This is a genomic window from Brevundimonas sp. FV2ps16, from assembly GCF_058681075.1.
The window spans coordinates 3177232-3198617 of record NZ_CM178728.1; the positions used below are offsets into that span (position 1 = coordinate 3177232).

The 21386-nt window shown below is 66.3% G+C and carries 16 protein-coding genes; 11 read left to right on the plus strand and 5 right to left on the minus strand.

The genetic code is table 11. The features are described 5' to 3' along the window. The first annotated feature begins 50 nt into the window (after nucleotides 1-50). Complete coding sequence (locus ACW170_RS15410; RefSeq protein ID WP_492087501.1) at nucleotides 51-1637, plus strand: lytic transglycosylase domain-containing protein; 1587 nt, start codon at nucleotides 51-53, stop codon at nucleotides 1635-1637. A 2-nt stretch (nucleotides 1638-1639) separates the two neighbouring features. Here ACW170_RS15410 and ACW170_RS15415 read toward each other — a convergent pair whose 3' ends face one another. Both ACW170_RS15415 and ACW170_RS15420 read right to left on the minus strand, forming a co-directional pair. After that, nucleotides 1640-1789, minus strand: a complete 150-nt coding sequence (locus ACW170_RS15415) for a hypothetical protein (RefSeq protein WP_492087502.1) — start codon at nucleotides 1787-1789, stop codon at nucleotides 1640-1642. Nucleotides 1790-1898: 109 nt separating this feature from the next. Then, nucleotides 1899-2543: a glutathione S-transferase N-terminal domain-containing protein gene (locus ACW170_RS15420; RefSeq protein ID WP_492087503.1), complete on the minus strand. Its 645-nt coding sequence runs from the start codon at nucleotides 2541-2543 to the stop codon at nucleotides 1899-1901. Between the two features lie 336 nt (nucleotides 2544-2879). Between ACW170_RS15420 and ACW170_RS15425 the strand changes: the two genes are divergently transcribed. Then, nucleotides 2880-5087 carry a GumC family protein gene (locus ACW170_RS15425; protein WP_492087504.1) on the plus strand — a complete coding sequence of 736 codons (2208 nt, stop codon included), beginning with the start codon at nucleotides 2880-2882 and terminating at the stop codon, nucleotides 5085-5087. Between the two features lie 195 nt (nucleotides 5088-5282). Continuing rightward, nucleotides 5283-6257 carry an SDR family NAD(P)-dependent oxidoreductase gene (locus ACW170_RS15430; RefSeq protein WP_492087505.1) on the plus strand — a complete coding sequence of 325 codons (975 nt, stop codon included), beginning with the start codon at nucleotides 5283-5285 and terminating at the stop codon, nucleotides 6255-6257. A gap of 21 nt (nucleotides 6258-6278) precedes the next feature. Here the strand turns inward: ACW170_RS15430 and cysN are convergent, their stop codons facing one another. Then, nucleotides 6279-8192 (minus strand): sulfate adenylyltransferase subunit CysN, encoded by a 1914-nt coding sequence (cysN, locus tag ACW170_RS15435; RefSeq protein ID WP_492087506.1) that lies wholly within the window; start codon nucleotides 8190-8192, stop codon nucleotides 6279-6281. Further along, entirely contained in the window at nucleotides 8192-9151 is a 960-nt protein-coding gene (cysD, locus tag ACW170_RS15440; RefSeq protein ID WP_492087507.1) for a sulfate adenylyltransferase subunit CysD, read from the minus strand. The genes cysN and cysD overlap by 1 nt, the downstream gene beginning before the upstream one ends. A 170-nt stretch (nucleotides 9152-9321) precedes the next feature. Here cysD and ACW170_RS15445 point away from each other — a divergent pair, with 170 nt between their 5' ends. From ACW170_RS15445 to ACW170_RS15475, 7 genes are all read left to right on the plus strand, one after another. Next, nucleotides 9322-9885 (plus strand): lipocalin family protein, encoded by a 564-nt coding sequence (locus ACW170_RS15445; RefSeq protein ID WP_492087508.1) that lies wholly within the window; start codon nucleotides 9322-9324, stop codon nucleotides 9883-9885. A gap of 230 nt (nucleotides 9886-10115) precedes the next feature. Continuing rightward, nucleotides 10116-11915: a long-chain-acyl-CoA synthetase gene (locus tag ACW170_RS15450; RefSeq protein WP_492087509.1), complete on the plus strand. Its 1800-nt coding sequence runs from the start codon at nucleotides 10116-10118 to the stop codon at nucleotides 11913-11915. A gap of 87 nt (nucleotides 11916-12002) precedes the next feature. Beyond that, the gene (gene motA / locus ACW170_RS15455) at nucleotides 12003-12869 is read left to right on the plus strand and encodes a flagellar motor stator protein MotA (RefSeq protein WP_492087510.1); all 867 of its coding nucleotides are present in this window, start codon (nucleotides 12003-12005) and stop codon (nucleotides 12867-12869) included. Between the two features lie 49 nt (nucleotides 12870-12918). After that, complete coding sequence (locus ACW170_RS15460; protein WP_492087511.1) at nucleotides 12919-13248, plus strand: hypothetical protein; 330 nt, start codon at nucleotides 12919-12921, stop codon at nucleotides 13246-13248. A gap of 78 nt (nucleotides 13249-13326) precedes the next feature. Next, complete coding sequence (mnmC1, locus tag ACW170_RS15465; protein ID WP_492087512.1) at nucleotides 13327-15108, plus strand: FAD-dependent 5-carboxymethylaminomethyl-2-thiouridine(34) oxidoreductase MnmC1; 1782 nt, start codon at nucleotides 13327-13329, stop codon at nucleotides 15106-15108. Nucleotides 15109-15174: 66 nt separating this feature from the next. Further along, entirely contained in the window at nucleotides 15175-15591 is a 417-nt protein-coding gene (locus ACW170_RS15470) for a DUF6491 family protein (protein ID WP_492087513.1), read from the plus strand. Between the two features lie 120 nt (nucleotides 15592-15711). Next, nucleotides 15712-16155, plus strand: coding sequence for a hypothetical protein (locus ACW170_RS15475; protein WP_492087514.1), 444 nt, complete (start codon nucleotides 15712-15714; stop codon nucleotides 16153-16155). Here ACW170_RS15475 and ACW170_RS15480 read toward each other — a convergent pair whose 3' ends face one another. Beyond that, the gene (locus ACW170_RS15480) at nucleotides 16156-18171 is read right to left on the minus strand and encodes a phosphocholine-specific phospholipase C (protein ID WP_492087515.1); all 2016 of its coding nucleotides are present in this window, start codon (nucleotides 18169-18171) and stop codon (nucleotides 16156-16158) included. It lies immediately after the preceding gene. Between the two features lie 266 nt (nucleotides 18172-18437). Between ACW170_RS15480 and ACW170_RS15485 the strand changes: the two genes are divergently transcribed. Beyond that, nucleotides 18438-21338 carry a TonB-dependent receptor gene (locus ACW170_RS15485; protein ID WP_492087516.1) on the plus strand — a complete coding sequence of 967 codons (2901 nt, stop codon included), beginning with the start codon at nucleotides 18438-18440 and terminating at the stop codon, nucleotides 21336-21338. Nucleotides 21339-21386: the final 48 nt, after the last annotated feature.

Genomic DNA, 21386 nt, shown 5'->3' on the forward strand with positions numbered 1-21386 from the left:
CAGGCTGGGCAGCCGCCGGTTCGGCGATAGCGGAGACGCCTTTTGACGGAATGTCCGGCGCCGCTTCCGGTTCCACCCGTCCCACGGCCCTGAGCTCAGCCGACCGCCTGTCCTACACCACCGCCTTCGACGCGCTGCGGCGGGGGGATATCGAGGCGGCCCGCGCCTCGGCCCGCCAGGCCCAGGATCGGGTCCTGCTGGGTCAGGTCGAGTTCGAAAGCCTGTTTCATCCCGACCACGTCGCCACCTATGAGGAGCTGACGGCCTGGCTGGAGACCTATTCCGACCTGCCCTGCGCCGGCCGTGTCTACGCCCTGGCCCTGCGTCGCCGTCCTGACGGCGCTCCCGAGCCGGTCAAACCCGGCGGCCTGCTGGGCCGGACCTGGAACAGCGTCGTCTCCGCCGTGTCGGGCGAACCCGCCGTCGACCCGATGAAGACCGCGCGCATCGCCTATAACAACGACGATCTGACCGGCGCCTCTGCCCTGGGGCGCGAGATCGGCGACTGGTGGACGGTTGGGCTGGCGGAATGGCGGCTGGGTCAGTTCCACGAATCCTTTACGGCCTTCGAACGGGTCGCCAATGATCCGACAGAGGACCCGTGGGTGCGCGCCGGCGCCGCCTTCTGGACCGCCCGCGCCGCCGCCCAGTCGGGCCGGCAGGACCGGGTGGAAGACTATCTGCGCCTGTCGGCCCAATGGCCGGCGACCTTCTATGGCCAGATCGCCTTGCGTCAGCTGGGCGAAGAGCCGGTGATCGAGAACCTGGGGCCCCGCCCCTATCAGGCGGCGCCCCGTCTGCGACGCGCCGTCTATGTGCCCCAGGGCGCGGGCGTCGAGGCCACCGAGTTGGAGGCCTTCGTCCGCAACGACGCGCGGGCCAAACGCACCGTCGCCTATTATGAAGTCGGTCGCCGCAGCGAAGGCGAAAACGAGCTGCGCTCGGGCCTGCGCACCGCCGTGGGGGACGCCGCGCGGATGTGGACCGCCCTGGCGCGCGTGATGATGTCGGGGAACGGCGGCGATGCGACACGGATCGACGCGACCCGCTTTCCCATGCCGGTGCTTGAGCCGGAGGGCGGCTTCGTCATCGAGAAGGCTCTGGTCTACGCCCTTGCCCGCAAGGAGACCGACTTCAACCCCGACGCCCGTTCCAGCGCCGGCGCCTATGGGATGATGCAGGTGATGCCGACGACGGCGGCGGAAATGACCGGCGACCGGACCTTCGTCACCGATCCGGCCAAGCTTCTGGTTCCCGCCACCAACATGCGGCTGGGCCAGGCCTATATCAATCGGATGCTTGAGCTGCCGGCCTTCCAGGGCGACCTGCTGCGGGCAGTCGCCTCCTACAACGCCGGACCGGGGCCGATGCTGACGGCGGTGCGTAAACTGGGGCCGGACGCCGATCCCCTGCTGCTGATCGAGACGATCGATGTGCCCCAGGCGCGTGACTATGTGGAAAAGGTCGTGGCCGGCTACTGGGTCTACCAGCGGATGTTCGGCGGGCCGCTGAACACCCTGGACGCCGTGGCTTCGGGCGCGAAGCTGGTGCCGGTGTCGCTGGACTATGTTCCGCCCGCGCCGACGGCCGAACCGATCCTGGTCGCCCAGGAGCCCAGCGTGGCCGGTAGCCGCTAGGCTTAGAAGACGGCCGTGAGCAGCATCGCCCAGAAGGCGGCGCTGACGACGGCCGCCAGGGCGTAACCCGTAACCGGATTGATCAGTCGCGATGCGACAACCTGAACCCGGGCCTTTTCGCCCTGGGTCGTTTCGATGGCCGGAGCCCGCATTGGTCTTCCTCCCGGCGGAACAGTCGGTTCCGTGTGTGATCCACGGATAACGCCGTCAGCTTAATGCAGGGTGCGCGGGACTGGTTTCCGGGCCGTTAAACCTCGGACGCTAGGCTTGGGCTTCGGCCTCCCACAGACGAAAGTCGGGCTGGGCCAGCAGGGTTTCGGCGTAGGCCCCGGCGGTCCCCTCGTCGCCGTAGTCGGCGAGGTCGATCCGGAAATGCCGAAGCCGCGCCGCCACGGGCGTATAGAAGGCGTCCGCGATCGACCATTCGCCGAAGAGCCAGGGTCCGTCCGCGCCGAACCGGCGACGCATCTGGCCGAACAGGGTCACCAGCCGCGACAGATCGCGGTCCAGCGCCGGGTCGGAGGGCGTCTCGGACCGAGCATCGCCGACCATGGGCCGCTCGGAACTGGTCCCACAGATGTTTCTCAGAGCCGAGTAGCCGGCATGCATCTCGGCCGCCGCAGAACGCGCCAGGGCGCGCGCAATCGGATCGGCGGGCCACATGCGCGCCTTGGGATAGTGTTCGGCCGCCCATTCGGCGATGGCCAGCGTGTCCCATATGAGCTCGTCGTCGACCTTGAGCACCGGCACGAAGCCGGACGGCGACACCTCCCGCAGCGCCGCCTTCTGAGCCTCGGTCTCATAGCGGGCGTCGACCACGGTGAAGTCCGCGCCCGTGCGCTTCATCACCAGCCAGCCGCGCAAGGACCAGGTCGAATAGGTCCGGGGGCCTATAAGCAATTCCATCTCGCTTCCTTCCTCAGCCCGATCCATCAATCAGCACATAGTCCTACCGCACCGCCAAATTTTGTTCGTCTTGCGTGGGCTGCCGACTGACCAGGCAAGCTATAGCAACGTCCGCCCCGACGACATCAGCCTCGCGCCTTAATCCATTCGTGCATGGCGAACCGGCATGCTAACTGCAGGGCGAACGGCACTATTCCGGTTATTGGATCGATTTCGACCACCTTTTTCATCGCCGCTAGGCTGTTCTTGTGCAGTGCGGTATAAGAAGGTGTCGCTCGCTTCCCGACCGGAACGATCCTTGAAATCCGGCCCTGGCCGAGCCCTGATGATGGTGCGATGACTGATACGAACGAATACTCACCATCCCCTAGCGAAGCTGGTGGGGAGACGATCGACCTGCATCGCCTGATTGCGGTATTCCGTCGGCGGCTGAAGCTGTTCGCGGCCGTTGCGGCGGGGGTTTTCCTGATTGTCGCCCTCGTCACGCTGAGCGAAACGCCGAAATACACAGCCACCGCCAACCTTCAGATTAACACCCGCACCCAGGAGGTGGTGGATTCAAAAGCCGTCCTTTCTGGACTGACGCCTGAGACCAGCGTGGTCGACACCGAAGTCGAGGCGCTGAAGTCACCGGAGCTGGCGGCGGCGGTCGTCGATGAACTGCGCCTGATCGAAGATCCAGAGTTCAACGGTCGTCTTCAGACCCCAGGTCTGCTCGGAACCGTCAAAGGCTGGTTCGGTCTGGCCCCCGACCGCAGCGCGCCGACGACTGAGGCGGGCCGCGAGGCTGAACGCCAGAGGGTCATCAGCGGTATCAGCCAGCGGCTCAGCGCCCGCCGCGTCGGCCTGACCTATTCGATGAACCTGTCGTTCACGTCGGAAAGCCCCGCCAAGGCGGCTCGCATCGCCAATCTGCTCGCCGACAAATATCTTGAATCGCAGCTGAACCGGAAGCTGGACGCCACGGGCGACGCCAACAGCTTCCTGGGTTCGCGCCTGAACGAACTGCGTCAACAGATGCAGGCTGCGGATGCTGCGGTCTCCAACTATCGGATCGCCAACAACCTGCTCAGCTCCGAAGGCTTCACCCTGACGGAGCAGGAAATCTCGGCCTATAATCAGCAGCTGGCTTCGGTCCGGGCTCAAGAGGCCGAGCAGGTCGCCCGCCTTCGCACCGCGCGCGCCCAACTGGCCTCAGGCTCCAGCGGCGACGACGTCGGCGAAGCCCTGACGTCCCAGGTCGTCCAGAATCTGAGGGCGCAACGCGCCGCCATCAGCGCACGCGTCGCCGACATGAGCAGCCGTTACGGCCCGCTGCACCCAGACATGGTGCGCTCGCAACGCGAACTGGCCGATATCGACGCCCAGATCCAGGCCGAAATCCGCCGCATCATCTCGAACCTGGAAGCCCAGGTCCGGGTGGCCCAGGAACGCACAGCCTCGGTCCAGTCCAGCCTGTCGGCGGCGCGCGGCGCCCTGGCCAGCAACAGCGGCGCCTCCGTTCAACTACGTGAACTGGAAGGCAATGCCGAAGCGGCGCGCGCGGTCTATCAAAGCTTCCTGGACCGCTATCGCCAGACCAGCGCTCAGGCGGGCACCGAACAGGCGGACGCCACCCTGGTGTCGCGCGCCTCCATCCCGACCTCGCAAAGCGCGCCCAATGTGATGCTGAACCTGGCGCTCAGCCTGGTCCTGGGTCTCGGCGCGGGCCTCGCTGCTGTCGTGCTGCTGGAGATGATGGAGGCCGGCGTCGGCACGACCGACGAGGTCGAGCGCAAACTGGGTCTGCCGTCCGTCGGCTCCATTCCGCTGGTCTCGTCGATCGCGGAATCGGCGGATCGCGGGATCAGCCCCATCGACTTCGCCGTCAAAAAGCCGTTGTCAGTCTTCGCCGAATCCTTCCGGTCGCTGCGGACCTCGATCAACTATGCCGCCGGCAGCCAGGGCAGCAAGCTGGTGGTCATCACCTCGGCGCTTCCCGGCGAAGGCAAGACGACGACGGCTGTGGGCCTGGCTCAGGTGTCCGCCATCGCCGGCAGCCGGGTTCTGTTGCTGGACTGCGACCTGCGTCGCCGCGCCGTCACCCGCGCCATGGGCCTGAACACCGACGTGGGCCTGGTCGAACTACTTCATGGCTCTGCCACGCTTGAGGCCGTGCTGAAACGTGACGAGGCGTCGGGCGCCTATATCCTGCCGCTGTCCAACGTGGTGGCGACCCAGGATGTCTTCGGAACCCAGGCCATGGATGATCTGCTGGCCAAGCTGCGCGGATCCTTCGACCTGATCCTGATGGACACGGCTCCGGTTCTGGCCCTGGCCGACACCCGGATCCTGGCCGCAAAAGCCGATATGACCATCCTGCTGGTGCGTTGGCGCAAGACCCCGGCCCGCGCCACCAATGCGGCGGTCAAGATGCTGCAACAGTCCGGCGCCTATATCCTGGGCGCCGCGATGACCCAGGTCGACGTCAACGCCCAGGCCAAGCAAGGTTATGGCGACGCCGGCTACTACTACAGCGAATACAAGAAATACTACTCGGCCTGAGGCAGGCCAGGACGGACGAACCGGGCGCCGTATCGCGCTGGTTCGTCCGTGCCCGCGACGAGCCACAGGATCGACGCTCGGATTTCGATGAAGCGGTCCATCGCCTCACGGCAGGATTGGCGCTAGACGCCATCCCAGTTTTCGAGAGGGATGTTCAATGCGCGTCGTAATGATCGGTACAGTCGGGCGGGCAGGATGAAGACCCCGATCCTCGTCACCGGCGCCGCCGGCTTCATCGGCATGCACACGGCCGAACGGCTGCTGGATCGCGGCGAGACCGTGATCGGGGTCGATAATTTCAACGACTACTACGACCCGGCGCTGAAGGAAGCCCGCGCCGCGCGGCTGGAAGCGCGCGAGGGCTTCACCCTGGTGCGGGCCGACATTGCCGACCACGAACAGATGCTGGCCCTGGTGCGCGACACCGGCGTGGAGCGGATCGTCCATCTGGCCGCCCAGGCCGGGGTTCGCTATTCGATCGAGAACCCCTTCGCCTATGAGCGGTCCAACCTGGCGGGCCACCTGTCGATGCTGGAGGCCGCGCGCCATAACGGCGTGACCCATCTGGTCTATGCGTCGTCCAGCTCGGTCTATGGCGACCGGCCGCTGGAGGGGGCGGGCTTCCGCGAGGACGATCCGACCGTGGAGCCGGTGTCGCTGTACGCCGCGACCAAACGGTCCTGCGAACTGCTGAGCCAGAGCTACGCCAAACTGTACGGCTTTCCCCAGTCGGGCCTGCGCTTCTTCACCGTCTATGGCCCCTGGGGCCGGCCCGACATGGCCTATTTCAGCTTCACGCGGAAGATCGCGCGCGGCGAGGCGATCGAGGTCTATGGCGAAGGCAAGATGGCGCGCGACTTCACCTATATCGACGACATCGTCGACGGGATCGTGGGCGTGCTGGACCATCCGCCGGCGCAGGGCGGGCACGAGGTCTACAACATCGGCGACAGCTCGCCCGTCGGCCTGATGGAGATGATCACCACCCTGGAAGACGCCCTGGGCGCCGAGGCGGAGAAGATCATGCGGCCCATGCAGCCCGGCGACGTCACCGCCACCTATGCCGATATCTCCAAGCTGAACGCCCTGACCGGGTACAAGCCCAAGGTCACCCTGGCGGAGGGCCTGCCGCGCTTCGTCAAATGGTGGCGGGGATACGAGAACGGCTGACCGCCGCCCTCCCCCACCGGATCAGATGCTGAAATCTTCCGTCGAGAACCGGCCGTCCAGCCAGGCGACGATGCGTTCGGCGGCGTCTTCGGGGGACATGGTGGTGGTGTCCACGACGATCTCAGGCGTTTCAGGGGCTTCGTAGGGACTGTCGATGCCGGTGAAATTCTTCAGTTCGCCGGCGCGGGCCTTCTTGTAGAGGCCCTTGACGTCGCGCTGCTCGGCGACGGCCAGGGGCGTGTCGACGTGAACCTCGACAAACTCGCCCGGCCCCAGCAGGTCGCGCGCCAGGCGACGTTCGGCGCGGAAGGGGGAGATGAAGCTGACCAGGACGATCAGCCCGGCGTCCACCATCAGTTTCGACACCTCGGCGACGCGGCGGATGTTCTCGACCCGGTCCTCCTCGGTGAAGCCCAGGTCGCGGTTCAGGCCATGTCGGACATTGTCGCCGTCCAGCAGATAGGTGTGGCGGCCGTCGGCGTAGAGGCGCTTTTCGACCAGGTCGGCGATGGTCGACTTGCCGGCGCCCGACAGGCCGGTCAGCCAGACCACGCGACCCCTTTGGTTCTTGATCGTGGCGCGCGCCGCCTTGTCAACCGACAGGGCCTGCCAGTGGATGTTGTGCGCGCGGCGCAGGGCGAAGTTCAGCAGGCCCGCCCCGACCGTCCGATTGGAGATCCGGTCGATCAGGATGAAGCCGCCCAGGTCCTTGTTCTCGAAATAGGGGGCGAAGGCGACGGGGGCGTCCAGCGACAGGTTGCAGACGCCTATCTCGTTCAGCTCCAGCCGCTTGGCCGGCTGCTGCTCCAGGGTGTTGACGTTCACCTTGTGCTTGGGCTCGGTGATGGTGGCGCCGACCAGCTTGGCGCCGATCTTCAGCAGATAGGGACGGCCCGGCAGCAGGGGTTCGTCGTCCATCCAGACGACTGTGGCCTCGAACTGGTCGGCGGCCTCGGGCGGGGCGTCGGCGCTGGCCAGGACGTCGCCGCGTGAGACGTCGATCTCATCGGCCAGGGTCAGGGTGATCGACTGGCCGGCGACGGCCTGGGCCAGGTCGCCGTCGGCGGTGACGATGCGGGCGACGGTCGAGGTCTTGCCCGACGGCAGGACGCGGACGGGATCGCCGGGGCGCACGGTCCCGGCGGCGATCTGGCCGGAGAAGCCGCGGAAGTCGAGATTGGGCCGATTGACCCACTGAACCGGCAGGCGGAACGGATCGGCCTGGAGGTCGTCCCCTACCTCCAGCGTCTCAAGCAGGCTCATCAGCGACGGACCGGCGTACCAGGGCGAATGGGCGCTGGCCTCGGTGATATTGTCGCCGCGCAGGGCCGACATCGGGATGGCGTCGAAGGCCTGAAGCCCGATCTGGCCGGCGAAGGCGGTAAAGTCGGCGACGATGGTGTCGAAGACGGTCTGGGACCAGCCCATCAGGTCCATCTTGTTGACCGCCAGGATGACATGGCGGATGCCCAGCAGGCTGACCAGATAGGCGTGACGCCGCGTCTGGGTCAGGACGCCGCGCCGGGCGTCGATCAGGATGACGGCGGCGTCGGCGGTCGAGGCGCCGGTGACCATATTGCGGGTATATTGTTCGTGGCCCGGCGTGTCGGCGACGATAAATTTGCGCTTTTCGGTCGAGAAGAAGCGATAGGCCACGTCGATGGTGATGCCCTGCTCACGCTCGGCGGCTAGGCCGTCGACCAGAAGGGCGAAATCGATGTCGCCGCCTTGGGTGCCGACGCGGCGGCTGTCCGCCTCCAGCGCCGCCATCTGATCCTCGAAGATCATTTTGGAGTCGTACAGCAGCCGACCGATCAGGGTGGACTTGCCGTCGTCGACGCTGCCGCAGGTGATGAAACGCAGCAGGCTCTTGTGCTGGTGGGCGTCGAGGTAGGCCCCGATATCAGCGGCGATGAGGTCGGACTGGTGAGCCATCAGAAATAGCCCTCCTGCTTCTTCTTCTCCATCGAGGCGGACTGGTCGTGGTCGATCATCCGCCCCTGACGTTCGGAGGTGGTGGTCAGCAGCATTTCCTGAATGATCTCAGGTAGGGTCGCGGCCGTGCTCTCGACCGCCCCGGTCAGGGGGTAGCAGCCCAGGGTGCGAAACCGGACCGACTTCATCTGCGGCGTCTCGCCGGGCCGCAGCCGGAAGCGGTCGTCATCGACCATGATCAGGGCGCCGTCGCGCTCGACCACCGGCCGCTGCGCCGCCAGATACAGGGGCACGATGGGGATCTGCTCCAGATGGATGTATTGCCAGACGTCCAGCTCGGTCCAGTTGGAGATCGGGAAGACGCGGATGCTTTCGCCCGGCCGTTTGCGGGTGTTGTAGAGCCGCCAAAGCTCGGGCCGCTGGTTCTTGGGATCCCAGCGGTGTTCAGCGGTGCGGAAGGAGAAGATCCGCTCCTTGGCCCGCGACTTCTCCTCGTCGCGCCGGGCGCCGCCGAAGGCTGCGTCGAAGCCGTGCAAGGTCAGGGCCTGTTTCAGCCCCTCGGTCTTCCAAAGGTCGGTATGGAGGGCCGAGCCGTGATCGAAGGGATTGATCCCCCGAGCGACGGCCTCGGGGTTCTGATGGACCAACAGTTCGACGCCCAGATCGGCGGCGGCCTGTTCGCGCATCGCGTACATGGCGCGGAACTTCCACGTCGTATCGACGTGCAGCAGGGGGAACGGCGGCCTGGACGGATAGAAGGCCTTCTTCGCCAGGTGCAGCATCACCGCCGAATCCTTGCCGATCGAATACAGCATGACCGGGCGCTCTGCCTCGGCCGCCACCTCGCGCATGATGTGGATGCTCTCGGCCTCCAGGCGCTGAAGATGGGTCAGCCGCGAGGGATCGGGCTGGGTCAGGCTGGATGTGTTCAGGACTTCGGTCAGGATAGCGGCGTCCACTAGGTCAGGCCTCCATAGAGGGCCGACGTAAAACGATACTGTGCAATGGGTCGCAAGCGATTGATACTGGCGGTCGCTGTGAGATTTTGGAGATGGTCGTCATCGTGCCGCACCTCGGTGACGGAACCTTGACCGCGTGTTGCGCCTTGATGGCGAGAACAGAAAGCCCGATGTCCGCGATGAAAACCTTGACCGCCGCCCTGGCGCTGTCCGCCGGCCTTCTCACCTCGCTTGCGGGCTGCGTCACCGCGCCCTCCCCGTCCGAATATCGAGCGCCGCAGCCGACCAAGGCCATCGATCTGAATCGGCTGTGGTCCGGACGGTGGCACGAAGTCGCCCGCCTGCCGGACCGGTTGACGGACGGCTGCGTGGCGGGAGCGTCGATCTACACCCCGGTCGGCGGCGACCGCATCGACGTGCGCGACACCTGCCAGGTCGGTTCGCCGCAAGGCAAGGAGAAGGCTATCGAGGGCGGCGGGCGCATCCTGGATCCGGGCGTGAACGCCAAGCTGCGGGTCCGCTATCTGCACGGACTGGTGACCTGGGACTACTGGGTGCTGGACCGAGCGGACGACTACAGCTGGTTCATATCGGCGGACCCGACGTTCGAGCGGCTGTTCATCTATACGCGGGAAGTTCCCAGCGAGGCCGAGGTGCGGGCCCTGACGGATCGGGCGCGAGCGCTGGGCTATGACGTCAGCCGGCTGGAGTTTCCGGAACTGCCGTCACGCTAGGTCCATTCGGGGGCAAGGTCGGATCTTTCCCGGCCGAAAAGACCGAGCAAATGGGAAAATCCGCAGGCCCGCTCTGGATTTCCCCGACGTCACCGGAACAAATGGGACACGGCCCTGTAATGATCGCGACAGTTTCCAAGGCGTTTATTCGCCGCGCGGTTGACCGGACGGGCCGCCTTCGTTCATCACGAGGGCGGGTGGAACACGCATAGACCGGAGTAACGGCGAGCATGGGTTTGGTAGCGAATATCGGTAGGGACGTGCGGTTCGCAAGCGGCCTGTTCCGTCTGCTCAAGCGCATCAAGCCGATCGAGCTGGATAGCGACGTCCTGCTGTGTGACGACATTGAAGAAGCCGTCGACAAGTTCCCCGACAACGTGGCCCTGGAAGACGAGCGCCGCAGCCTGACCTATCGTGACCTGGACGCCATGGCGAATCGCTATGGGCACTGGGCCAAGGGTCGGGGCCTGAACCGTGGCGACACCATCGCCCTGATGATGACCAACCGGGTCGAATATCTGGCGGCCTGGATCGGGTTCTCCAAGGTCGGCATCGCCACCGCCCTGATCAACACCAACCTCAGCGGGCCCGGCCTGGCCCACTGCCTGACCATTTCCAACGCCTTCCAGGTGGTGGCGGACGAGGACTGCTGGCGCCAGATCGAGGCGACCCGCCCCCTGGTCGGCCACAGCCTGATGCTGTGGGTGCTGGGTCTGGGCGACGAGGACGAGACCAGCGACCGGCGCGGCCTGGACAAGCCCGTGCGCGGCGCCTCGTCTGTGCGCCCGGCCCGTTCGGTCCGCGAGGGCCTGACCAACCGCGACACCGCCCTTTATATCTACACCTCGGGCACCACGGGCCTGCCCAAGGCCGCCCGCATCCCCCATTCGCGCGCCCGGACCTATATGCGCGCCTTCGCCGGCGCCACGCGTTCGACGCCGAAGGACCGGATCTTCAACGTCCTGCCGCTGTATCACTCGACCGGCGGCCTTGTCGGGGTCGGGGCGGCCCTGTTGAACGGCGCCCGGCTGGTCATCCGCAAACGCTTCTCCGCCTCCAGCTTCTGGCCTGACGTGGTGGCGTCCGGGGCGACCATGTTCGTCTATATCGGCGAGCTGTGCCGTTACCTGGTGAACTGTCCGCCCCAGGCCTATGAGCAGAAGCACAAGCTGCGGCTGGCCTTCGGCAATGGCCTGCGCGCCGACGTCTGGCCCGAGTTCCAGAGCCGGTTCGCCATTCCCGACGTGCTCGAATTCTACGGCTCGACCGAGGGCAACGTGTCCCTGTTCAACTTTGACGGCAAACAGGGCGCCATCGGTCGCGTGCCCAGCTATCTGAAGAAGCAGATCAATATCCGGCTGGTCCAGTTCGATGTTGACAGCGAACAGCCGATCCGCGGCCCGGACGGCCTGTGCCGACTGGCCAAGGTCGGTGAGATCGGGGAAGCGATCGGCGAGATCGGCAACGACATCCGCCACGACTTCTCGGGCTATGCCGACAAGGCCGCCTCGCAGAAGAAGATCCTGACCGACGTCTTCAAGAAGGGCGACCGCTGGTTCCGCACCGGGGACCTGATGAAACAGGACACCGAGGGCTATTTCTACTTCGTCGACCGCCTGGGCGACACCTTCCGCTGGAAGGGCGAGAACGTATCGACCTCCGAGGTCGAACAGGCCCTGATGGAGGCGCCGGGCGTGTCGGAGGCCATCGTCTATGGCGTCCCCGTGCCCGGTCAGGACGGTAAGGCCGGCATGGCCGCCCTGGTGACCGACGCCAAATTCGACCCCAAGGCCTTCGCCGCCCATGTCGAGGAACGCCTGCCCGCCTACGCTCAGCCTGTGTTCGTGCGCCTGATCGAGGCGGCTGAGACGACCGGCACCTTCAAATACCGCAAGTCCGACCTGGTCGCGGACGGGTTCGACCCGGAAAAGACCGGGGCTGGGCTTTATATTCGCGGCGGCAAGACCGGCTATCAGAAGCTGACGCCGGCGGCGCGCACCGCCATCCTGAACGGAGAAGGCCGCCTTTGAAGCGAGATAAGACGGCGTTCGCGAAACGCCGTCTTAATCATTAAAGGCCCATCCTTGAGCTCTTCTAGGCTTGGGTTACCGCTTCACATGTTCCAGATCATCGGCATTGTCCTTCTGTTCGGCATGGTGTTCGGCGGCTACACCATCGCCGGCGGCAAGATGGGGGTGATCATTCACTCCCTGCCCTACGAGATGATGATGATCGGCGGCGCCGCCGTGGCAGCCCTCGTCATGTCCAACTCTCCGGCGACGCTCAAAGGCGTGGTGGGCAGTTTCGGGCTCATGTTCGGCGGGAACAAGTGGAAGAAGCAGGACTACAAGGACCTGCTGAGCCTGCTGTTCCAACTGACCAAGACGATGAAGTCCAAGGGCGTCGTCGCCCTGGAAACCCACATCGAAAAGCCCAAAGAATCCACGATCTTCCAGAAGTACCCCAAGGTGCTGAAGGACCATTTCGCGGTCGATTTCATCTGCGACACCCTGCGGATGATGACGATGAACATGGAAGATCCGCATCAGGTCGAGGATGCGATGGAAAAACAGTTGGAGAAGCACCACCACGAGGCCTTGGGCCCGTCGCATGCTCTGCAGAACATGGCCGACGCCCTGCCCGCGCTCGGTATCGTCGCGGCCGTCCTGGGCGTGATCAAGACCATGGCGGCGATCACCGAACCGCCTGAAGTTCTGGGCGGCATGATCGGCGGCGCCCTGGTCGGCACCTTCCTTGGCGTGTTTCTCGCCTACGGGCTGGTGGGGCCGCTCGCAGCGCGCCTGAAAGAGGTCGTCGACGGCGACAGCGCCTATTACAAGATCATTCAGTCGGTCCTGGTCGCGCACCTTCATGGCAACGCCGCCCAGATCTCGGTCGAGCTCGGCCGGGTCGACATCCCGTCCACCGCACAGCCTTCGTTCGCAGAAATGGAAGAAGTGCTGAACAATGTCGGCAGCGACTGAGGTTAAGGCGGGGCTTCAGACCTCGCGGATAGATATCTGAGGATTTCCCATGCGAATCAAAGCCGTTATTGCCGCTTCGGTCGCGGCTCTCGTCATCGCCGGATGCCAGAAGGCGCCGGAACCCGAGCCGCATGACGCCCCGAGCGACGCCGCCGAGGCGGCGGGCGCAGCCGCCGAGGAAGTCCTGACTGCGGACCAGGCCGCAGCGGAAGCCGCCATCGCTGCAAACGCGCCCGCCCCGGAAGCCGACGCGGCCACAGCCGAGACCGCCGACGCTCCAACAGATGGGCACGCCACGCCGAACACGACGCACGCCGCCGCTGCGCCGGCCGCCGCCCCAACGGCCGATCACGGAGAAGCCCATAGCGAAGGGCACTGAAGCCGATTTCATAAATAGGCCGCCACCGCAGGGAGGCGGCCTTTTTCGTAATGGGGTCGAAGGTGCTAGAGCCGCGCCATGACGCGCGACGACACCTCCCCCCACCTGACCTGGACCGATGAAGACGAACCCCGCTCGGGACGGTTCGGCGATGTCTATTTCTCGCGCGATGACGGGCTTGCGGAGACCCAGGCGGTCTTCCTGCAAGGCTGTGGACTGCCCGAAGCCTGGGCCGGGCGGCGCCGGTTCACAGTGGCGGAGCTGGGGTTCGGCACCGGTCTGAACATCGTCGCGCTGCTGGACCTGTGGCGGCGGACGCGTCCGGAAGGCGGACGGCTGCACATCTTCTCCATCGAAGGCTTCCCCCTGACCGCCGAGGAGGCAGGGCGCGCCCTGTCGAACTGGCCCGAGTTGGCGCAGGCCGCCCATGCCCTGACCGCGGCCTGGCCGGACCGAACGCCGGGCTTCCACCGCGTGAACCTGCCGGCGTACAACGCCGTCCTCGACCTGGCTGTTGGCGATGTCGCCTGGGCGCTGGACCAATGGTCGGGTCAGGCGGACGCGTGGTTCCTGGACGGGTTCTCACCCGCCTTGAACCCCGGCATGTGGTCGCCAGAAGTGATGAATGGGATCGCAGCCCGCTCGGCGCCCGGCGCGCGCCTGGCGACCTTCACAGTCGCAGGGTCCGTGCGACGCGGGTTGGCGGAGCGCGGCTTCGTCGTCGAAAAGAAGCCCGGCCACGGTCGCAAGCGCGAACGACTGGAGGCGCGTCGAACGGATGATGCCGGAGACGCATCTGCCGCCGCCCTTGCTCGCGTCGCCGTCGTCGGCGCTGGAATAGCCGGAGCCGCTGTCGTACGCGCCCTGACCGACGCAGGGATCGCCTCCGTCGTCATCGAAGGCGACCGTCCTGGCGCGGGGGGATCGGGCTTTCCCGCCGGTCTGGCGACGCCGCGGCTGGACGCCGGCGATCAGGCCATCGCGGGCCTTTACGCCCAGGCGCTGGAGCGGGCGCGACATCTCTATGAGGCCACGCCCGGCGCCGTGCTGGACCGGGGCGTCCTGCAATTGCCACAGGCGCCGCGCGACGCCGCACGCTTCGCCAAGATCGCCGCCCAGCCGATCTGGCGCGAGGGCGCCATGACCGTCATCGACGCCGAGACAGCGGGCGCGCGGTTGGGCGAACCGACGGCCGAGGGCGGCCTGCTGATGGCCGACGCCCGCGTGATCCAGCCCGCCGCCGCCCTGAACGCCTGGCTGGCTGGAGCGGAAGTCGTGAAGGACTTCGCCGCCCGGATCACACAGGACGCCGACGGCTGGATCATTCATGACGCCGAGGGGCGGGTTCTGGCCCTGGCCGACGCCGTCGTCGTGACGGCCGGCTGGGGGTCGGCCGAACTGTCGCCGACGAACAGCCTGACGCCCGTCCGGGGCCAGGCCGACTGGTGCGAGGGGCCGTCCGCGCCGGCGGCGGCCTGGGGCGGCTACATCGCCCCGACGCAGACGGGCGTCCTGTTCGGCGCGAGCCATGGGCGGGGCGATGTCTCGCTCGAACCCCGAGACGCCGAAACCGCGAAAAACCTTGAAATCCTGCGCGACCGCCTGCCCCGGCTCGCCGATCAGGCGGAGACGGCCGACCTTCATCGCCGCGTGGCCATTCGCGCCACCACGCGCGACCGCCTGCCCTTGGCCGGACGGCGGGCGGACGGAGTCTATGTCTTGACCGGTCTGGGGTCGCGCGGGCTATGCGTCGCTCCCTTGCTGGGCGAGCATGTCGCGGCGCTGATTTCAGGCGCCCCCTCGCCGCTTCCGGCAGCGCTGGCGGCGCGGATCGACCCGAACCGGCCCTCGACGGCCTGATCGCGGTTCAGCCTGTGTTCATCGGCAGCGGGGTTTGCTGATCCCGCCTTAGCAAGGGGATGTTCGATGCGTATTCTGTCTTTGACCTTGGCCGCCTCGACAGCCGCCGCTCTCAGTCTTTCGGCTTGCGCGCCCGCTGCGACCACTGCGGCCGTCGCCGAGGGTGAAAGCGCGACGGCCCGCTGTTTCCGCACCGACAATATCCGCAACTTCCGTGTCGACCGGCAGTCGGACCTCTATATCCGCTCGCTGCGTGACGATGTCTTCCTGATCAACACCGCCGGCGGGTGTCACGATCTCGATTCCGCCATCTCGATCGCCGTGACGCCGACGGCCGGCGGTTCGGACAATGTCTGCGTCGGCGATTCCGTCCACGTCCTCGTACCGGGCTCTTCGTCGGGATCGGGTACATGCCGGGCCTTCGTGACCAAGTCGCTGAACGCCGAAGAGGTCGCCGCCCTGCCGAGCCGCGCCCGTCCCTGACCCAGGCCCAGGCCCAGGCTCAGGCCCTGACCCTGTCGGGGCGCCTCAGCTCGTATGTGGAACCGGCTTGAAATTGGGCGATCACGGGTATCAAATCCTTCCCCCAACGGGAGGATCACCATGCGCGGAATCGCCACACTGACAGTCTTAAGCCTCGGCATCCTGGCCGCAGCCTCGCCTGTAGCGGCTGAGACCTGGACCCGATTTTCAGCCAGCGACAAGACGGTCTACCTCGTGGATCAGGACACGCTTGCAGCCACGGACGGCGTCGTCATCGTCCGCTTCGCCCGCGTCCCGGCCCAGGGCGATGCGACCGATCTGAATCATGAGGTCGAGGAGGTGGCGATCCGCTGTTCGGACGGTCAGTCCCGTACGGTCGCGACGGTGACCCATGGTCCCGACGGCGAGGAAACGGATCGTTATGCCGAGGAGAGCCCCTGGGACGCCACCCCGTCGGGCGGGATTTATGGTGGATTGAAGTCCTTCGCTTGCGAGGACATGCGCCCGCAAGACAAGTCCTTCCCGACGATCAGCGCCTTTGTCATGGATGGCCGGGGCGGCTGATCAGCCCTTGAAACGCGCGGCCGGGGCCCGGCCGGCGAATTCGCTTCGCCAGCCGCCGGCTTCGACAGACAGGTCATAGGTCTGATTGGCGTCCATCCCCTCGATCCGAACCCTGTGTTCGCCATCGAGGGCGACACCCTGTTCGCCTTGGCCGAGATCGACCTGCGCCGCGCCCTTGCCGGTCAGCACCAGGACAGGCGCTCCGCCGGACCAGTCCAGCCGCGCGGACACCCTCTGCGCCGCACCAGATCCGACGAAGCGGCGATGGAAGCCCTCCGGGCCCATGACCTGGACATCGACGCCGCCCGACGCCGCCCAGACGTCCTGAAGCCGTTTGCCGCCCTCGACCGTATAGCGCCGGGGGCCGGCCTCCAGGTCGAGACGGTCATAGACGTGGAACACCGCCGCCCGAGCGCCGGTGTTGATGAAGGACAGACGCACGCCGCCGTCGGCCAGAACTTCGCGCTCGCACTCCAGCGCATAGATGCTGGGGCAGGCCGGTCTGAAACCCGCGACCTGTTCGGGCCGAGCCGGGGTCGCCGGGATCGGCGGGGTGGCGCGTCCGCCCAGGGCGGCGGCGCGCACGGCGTCGTCCTGGGTCGCGGGCAGTGCAACCACCCGGGCGTCCGAGCCGCTGAAATCCAGGCAGGAGGTCAGGTCGCCGCAGACAGCCCGGCGCCAGGGCGAGATATTGGGCTCCATGACGCCGAACCGGGCCTCCAGGAAGCGGATTACCGAAGTGTGGTCGAACACCTCGGAATTGACCTTCCCGCCGCGGCTCCAGGGCGACAGCACATACATGGGCACGCGTGGGCCCAGGCCGTAGGGGCGGCCGCGATACTGTGGCAGGTCCAGCTGTTTGTCGGCGCGGGCGGCCTGCAGGTGGTATTCACCCGTCAGATCGACGGTGGATCCGCCCCGCAGGCCGCCCGGGGCGTCGCGCGACGGCGGCGCCGGCGGAGGCACATGGTCGAAGAAGCCGTCGTTCTCGTCGAAATTGACCAGCAGGACCGTGCGCGCCCAAACGTCCGGGTCAGCGGTCAGGGCGTCGATCACCTGGGCCGTATAGTCGGCGCCCTGGGCCGGGCTGGACGGGCCGGGGTGTTCCGATCCGCTGGCGGTGGCGATGACATAGGAGACCTGGGGCAGTCGTCCGGCGAGGACGTCGGCCTTCAATCCGTCCAGCGCCCGCGTGGTCAGGCCCCGTTCGACCAGGGCCGGATCGGATCCCGGCGCGCCGGCCACGGCTTTCTGGAAGGCCTCGAACCCGACCAGGGGATTGTCGGTGAAATTGTCGGCCATGTCCTGATAGACGCGCCAGTCGATCCCCGCCGCCTGCAACCGCTCCACATAGGTGGTCCAGCGATAGGGCTCCATGGCCTCGCCCTCGCCCGGCAGGCTGTCGTGCGAATTGCCGATACAGGGCCCGCCCCGCTCGCCCGACCCGTCATTCGTCCCCGACCACAGCATCACCCGGTTCGGATTGGTGCCGGTCTGAAGCGAGCAGAAATAGGCGTCGCACAGGGTGAAGGCGTCGGCCATGGCGTACTGGAAGGGGATGTCCGCCCGCTCATAATAGCCCATGGAATGGGCGTGCTTGGCCTCGGGCCAACGCCCCATCCGCCCCTCGTCCCAGGCCGCCTGGGCGTCCGACCAGCTGTGCGGCGTCCCCTCGACCCGCATATGAGCGAAGGTCTGGCGGGTGTTTAGCGGGAAGGGCGAAAGCCAGGCCGGGCCTTCGCCGCGTCCGTCATGCTGAAGCAGCACGTCGCGGGCGCGGCCGTCGACACCCGGCGCCGGCGCCGGATGGGGGTCCGAAAAGCCCCGGACCCCGTTCATCGTGCCGAAGTAGTGATCGAAGGACCGGTTCTCCTGCATCAGGATGACCACATGATCGACGTCCTGGATCGTCCCCGTCCGCACCCTTGGCGCAATGCTCAGGGCCCGCGCAAGCGAGGGAAAGGCGGTGGCGGCGGCGAGGCCGGCCAATAGGCCGCGGCGGTCGATCTGGGGCATGGCGGGTCCGTGCTGAGGCGGGCGGCCACGGGGCCGACACAGGCGACGACGGCCTAGGTTCGCTTCGGCCTCGATGGGCCAGTCTCATAGAAGTCGGTTGTGACAGAAAGACTTCAGCGCCGCGCCGTCGCGCGAATTTCCACGTCGGCCGCGTCCGAAATCTGCGGATCAGCGACAGGGGGATGAAATCTTGATGACGGCTGTCAGGTCGGGCTAACCAGCCCGTCTCTCCCCGGTCTGCGCCAAAGCAGATCACGGGGGATCACATGCTCAAGACCAAATCTCGCTATATGGCCGCCGCCGGCGGCCTGGCGCTCGTCGCCGCATTTCCACACTGGACCCTGGCCCAGACGCAGTCGGGCGCGACGCCCGCAGAGGCCGCCGCGCCGGTGCTCGATGAAGTCGTCGTCACCGGCTATCTTCAGGGCCTGCGCCGCTCGATCGACGAGAAGCGCAACAACGACATGATCTCGGACAGCGTCAGCGCCGACGACATGGGCAAGCTGCCCTCGTCCAACCTGACCGAGGCCGCATCGCGCATTCCCGGCGTGTCGGCGGTCCGCAACCACTTCACCGGCGAAGGCGACCGGGTGGTGATCCGGGGCATGGCGACCGAATACAACGCCTACGCCGTCAACGGCGTGCGCATGGGCGGCACCGGATCGCCGGGCGACAACTTCTTCCGCGGCGTGCGCCTCAGCTTCCTGCCGACGTCGGGCGTCGATGCGATCACGGTCTACAAGAGCCTGCTGCCCTATATGGACGGCGACGCCATCGGCGGCACCATCGACATCAAGACGCCGACAGCCTTCGACTATGACCCGACCCACGTCGCCGGTTCGATCGAGGGCACCCTGCTGCAACAGCGCGACGACCGGACTTCGTGGGCGGCCGACGTCGCCTTCGGCAAGCAGTTCTCGGAGCGGCTGGGCCTGTTCGTGACCGGCAACTATTCGGAGCGCGCCTCGCAGTTCGAGCAGGTCGGCAACTCCGGGGACAATATGCCCCGCACCTGGTACAGCACGACCCAGAGCCTGGACTTCGATCCTCAGACCTTCGTGACCCGCGGTCTGGAAATGTCCACTGGCGACACCGACGTGACGCGCTGGGGCTTCAACGGCTCGCTGGACTGGCGTGGCGACCACCACGACTTCCACCTGCGCGGCCAGTACAATGAGTACGAAGAGACCCAGTTCAGAAACCGCCTGAACTTCCGCAACGAGGGCGGCACCAGCGCCTCGGCGCGTCTGGAGCAGGTCGACAAGTCGCGCGGCGACCTGACCCAGCCCGCGAACGCCGTCATCGGCTATGGCCCCAAGGGCGCCATCTACAACTACACCACCGCCCAAATCGTGGACCGCGACAAGGACGGGGTAATCACCGACGCGGACAAGGGCTCCACCGGCTATTACAGCCTGAACGGCTCGTCGGGCTCCTGGGATCCCAAAGGCTTCCGCCTGCGCCGCTACTGGGAAGGCGGCACGACCGAGGGCGTGCTGCAGATGGTCAACTTCGGGGGCGAGAGCCGCCTCGGCCAGTTCACCCTCGACTACGATCTGTCCCACTCGGAGTCCGAGGACAATATCGTCGACAGCTACGAGATGTATTTCGGTCGCAACGCCTACCTCTGGAAGGGCAACGAAGGCGTCGAGATCGTCAGCCAGGGGGATCCGCAGTACCTGAAATGGGTGCTGAACCCCGCCGGCATGGCGGGCGTCCAAGACCTGACCCAGTACACCGCCTCCAGCCTGAGCGGCAGCTACGGCGGCGCTAAGGAAACCCTGAACCAGGCCCAGTTCAACCTGCGCTACGAGCCGACCGGCTCCTGGCTGCAGGAGGTCCGCGCCGGCGCCAAATACTACAAGTCCGAGCGTGAACGCCTGGAAGGGTCGCTGATCGACCTGGAGCCGCAGGGCACCATGGCCGACTATTCCGCCCTGTTCGGCGAGGCGGTCACCGACATGTTCGACGGCCAGTACACCGGCCAGCACCAACTCGGCGCCGTCATCGACACCGGCAAGATGATGGCCGAGATCGAACGCGCCAAGGCGGGGAACTCGACCCTGCTGACGTTGAACGAGGCGGACTCGATCGACTACGCCTCGACCTGGTTCTACGACGAACAGGTGGTGTCGGCCTATGTCATGGGCACCGCTCGTTTCGGCGCGGCCGAAGTGATCGCCGGGGTGCGGGTCGAAGACACCAGCAACGACATCCGCGCCTGGACCGAAGACCCGGTGCGGGGCGAGGACTACACCACCGACACCTCGGGCTTCACCAACTGGCTGCCTTCCATCCACGTCAACTACGACGTCAGCCGGAACGCCAAGCTGCGGGCGGCGATCTGGACCAGCGTGTCGCGTCCGGACATCAACCGGATGACCTCGGTCAAGGAATACAGCTACGAGAGCGATCCCGACGGCGACGGCGTGACCAATCCGACCAACGAATGGGTGCTGGCTGGCATCGTTCAGGGCAATCCCGACCTGGAGCCGATGACCTCGGTCAACTACGACCTGTCGGCGGAATATTACAACGGACGCACCGGCGCCTATTCGGTCGCCCTGTTCTACAAGGACCTGGACAAGTTCCTGTTCCGCTCATCGTCGTCGGTCATCCAGAACGGCACGGAGGGCGAGTTCGAAGATCCGTCGGGCGTGCCCGTCTCCATGCCGATGAACGGCCGCAAGGCAGAGATCCGCGGCGTCGAGATCAACGCCCGCCAGCAGCTTCATTGGTTGCCGGCGCCGTTCGACGGCCTGGGCGTGGCGGTGAACGCCACCATCCAGCGCTCGGAAGCCGAGACCGGCCTGTCCTGGCACCCGGAAGGCTACACCCTGCCCTTCATGGAAACCCCTGACCACATCGTGAACCTGGAACTGTTCTGGGAGCGCAACGGCTGGGAGGCCTATGTCGCCTACAACTATCAGGACGTGTCGCTGGAAGACATCGAGGACTACGGCAACGACCCGTACGAGCAGGACTATCACTTCGTGGACCTGATGGCCCGGCGTCAGATCACGCCGAACCTGACGGCGACCTTCAAGGTGCAGAACCTGTTGGACAACTACACCTACTTCTACACCTTCGGTGAAGGAAAGGGCGGCGTCCGCGACTACATCGAGAACGGTCGTTACCTGAGCCTGAACCTGAACTGGCGGCTCTGATCGCGCCTGCCGCTCGCGGGAGATCTCCCGCGAGCGGCGCCTTTTCCT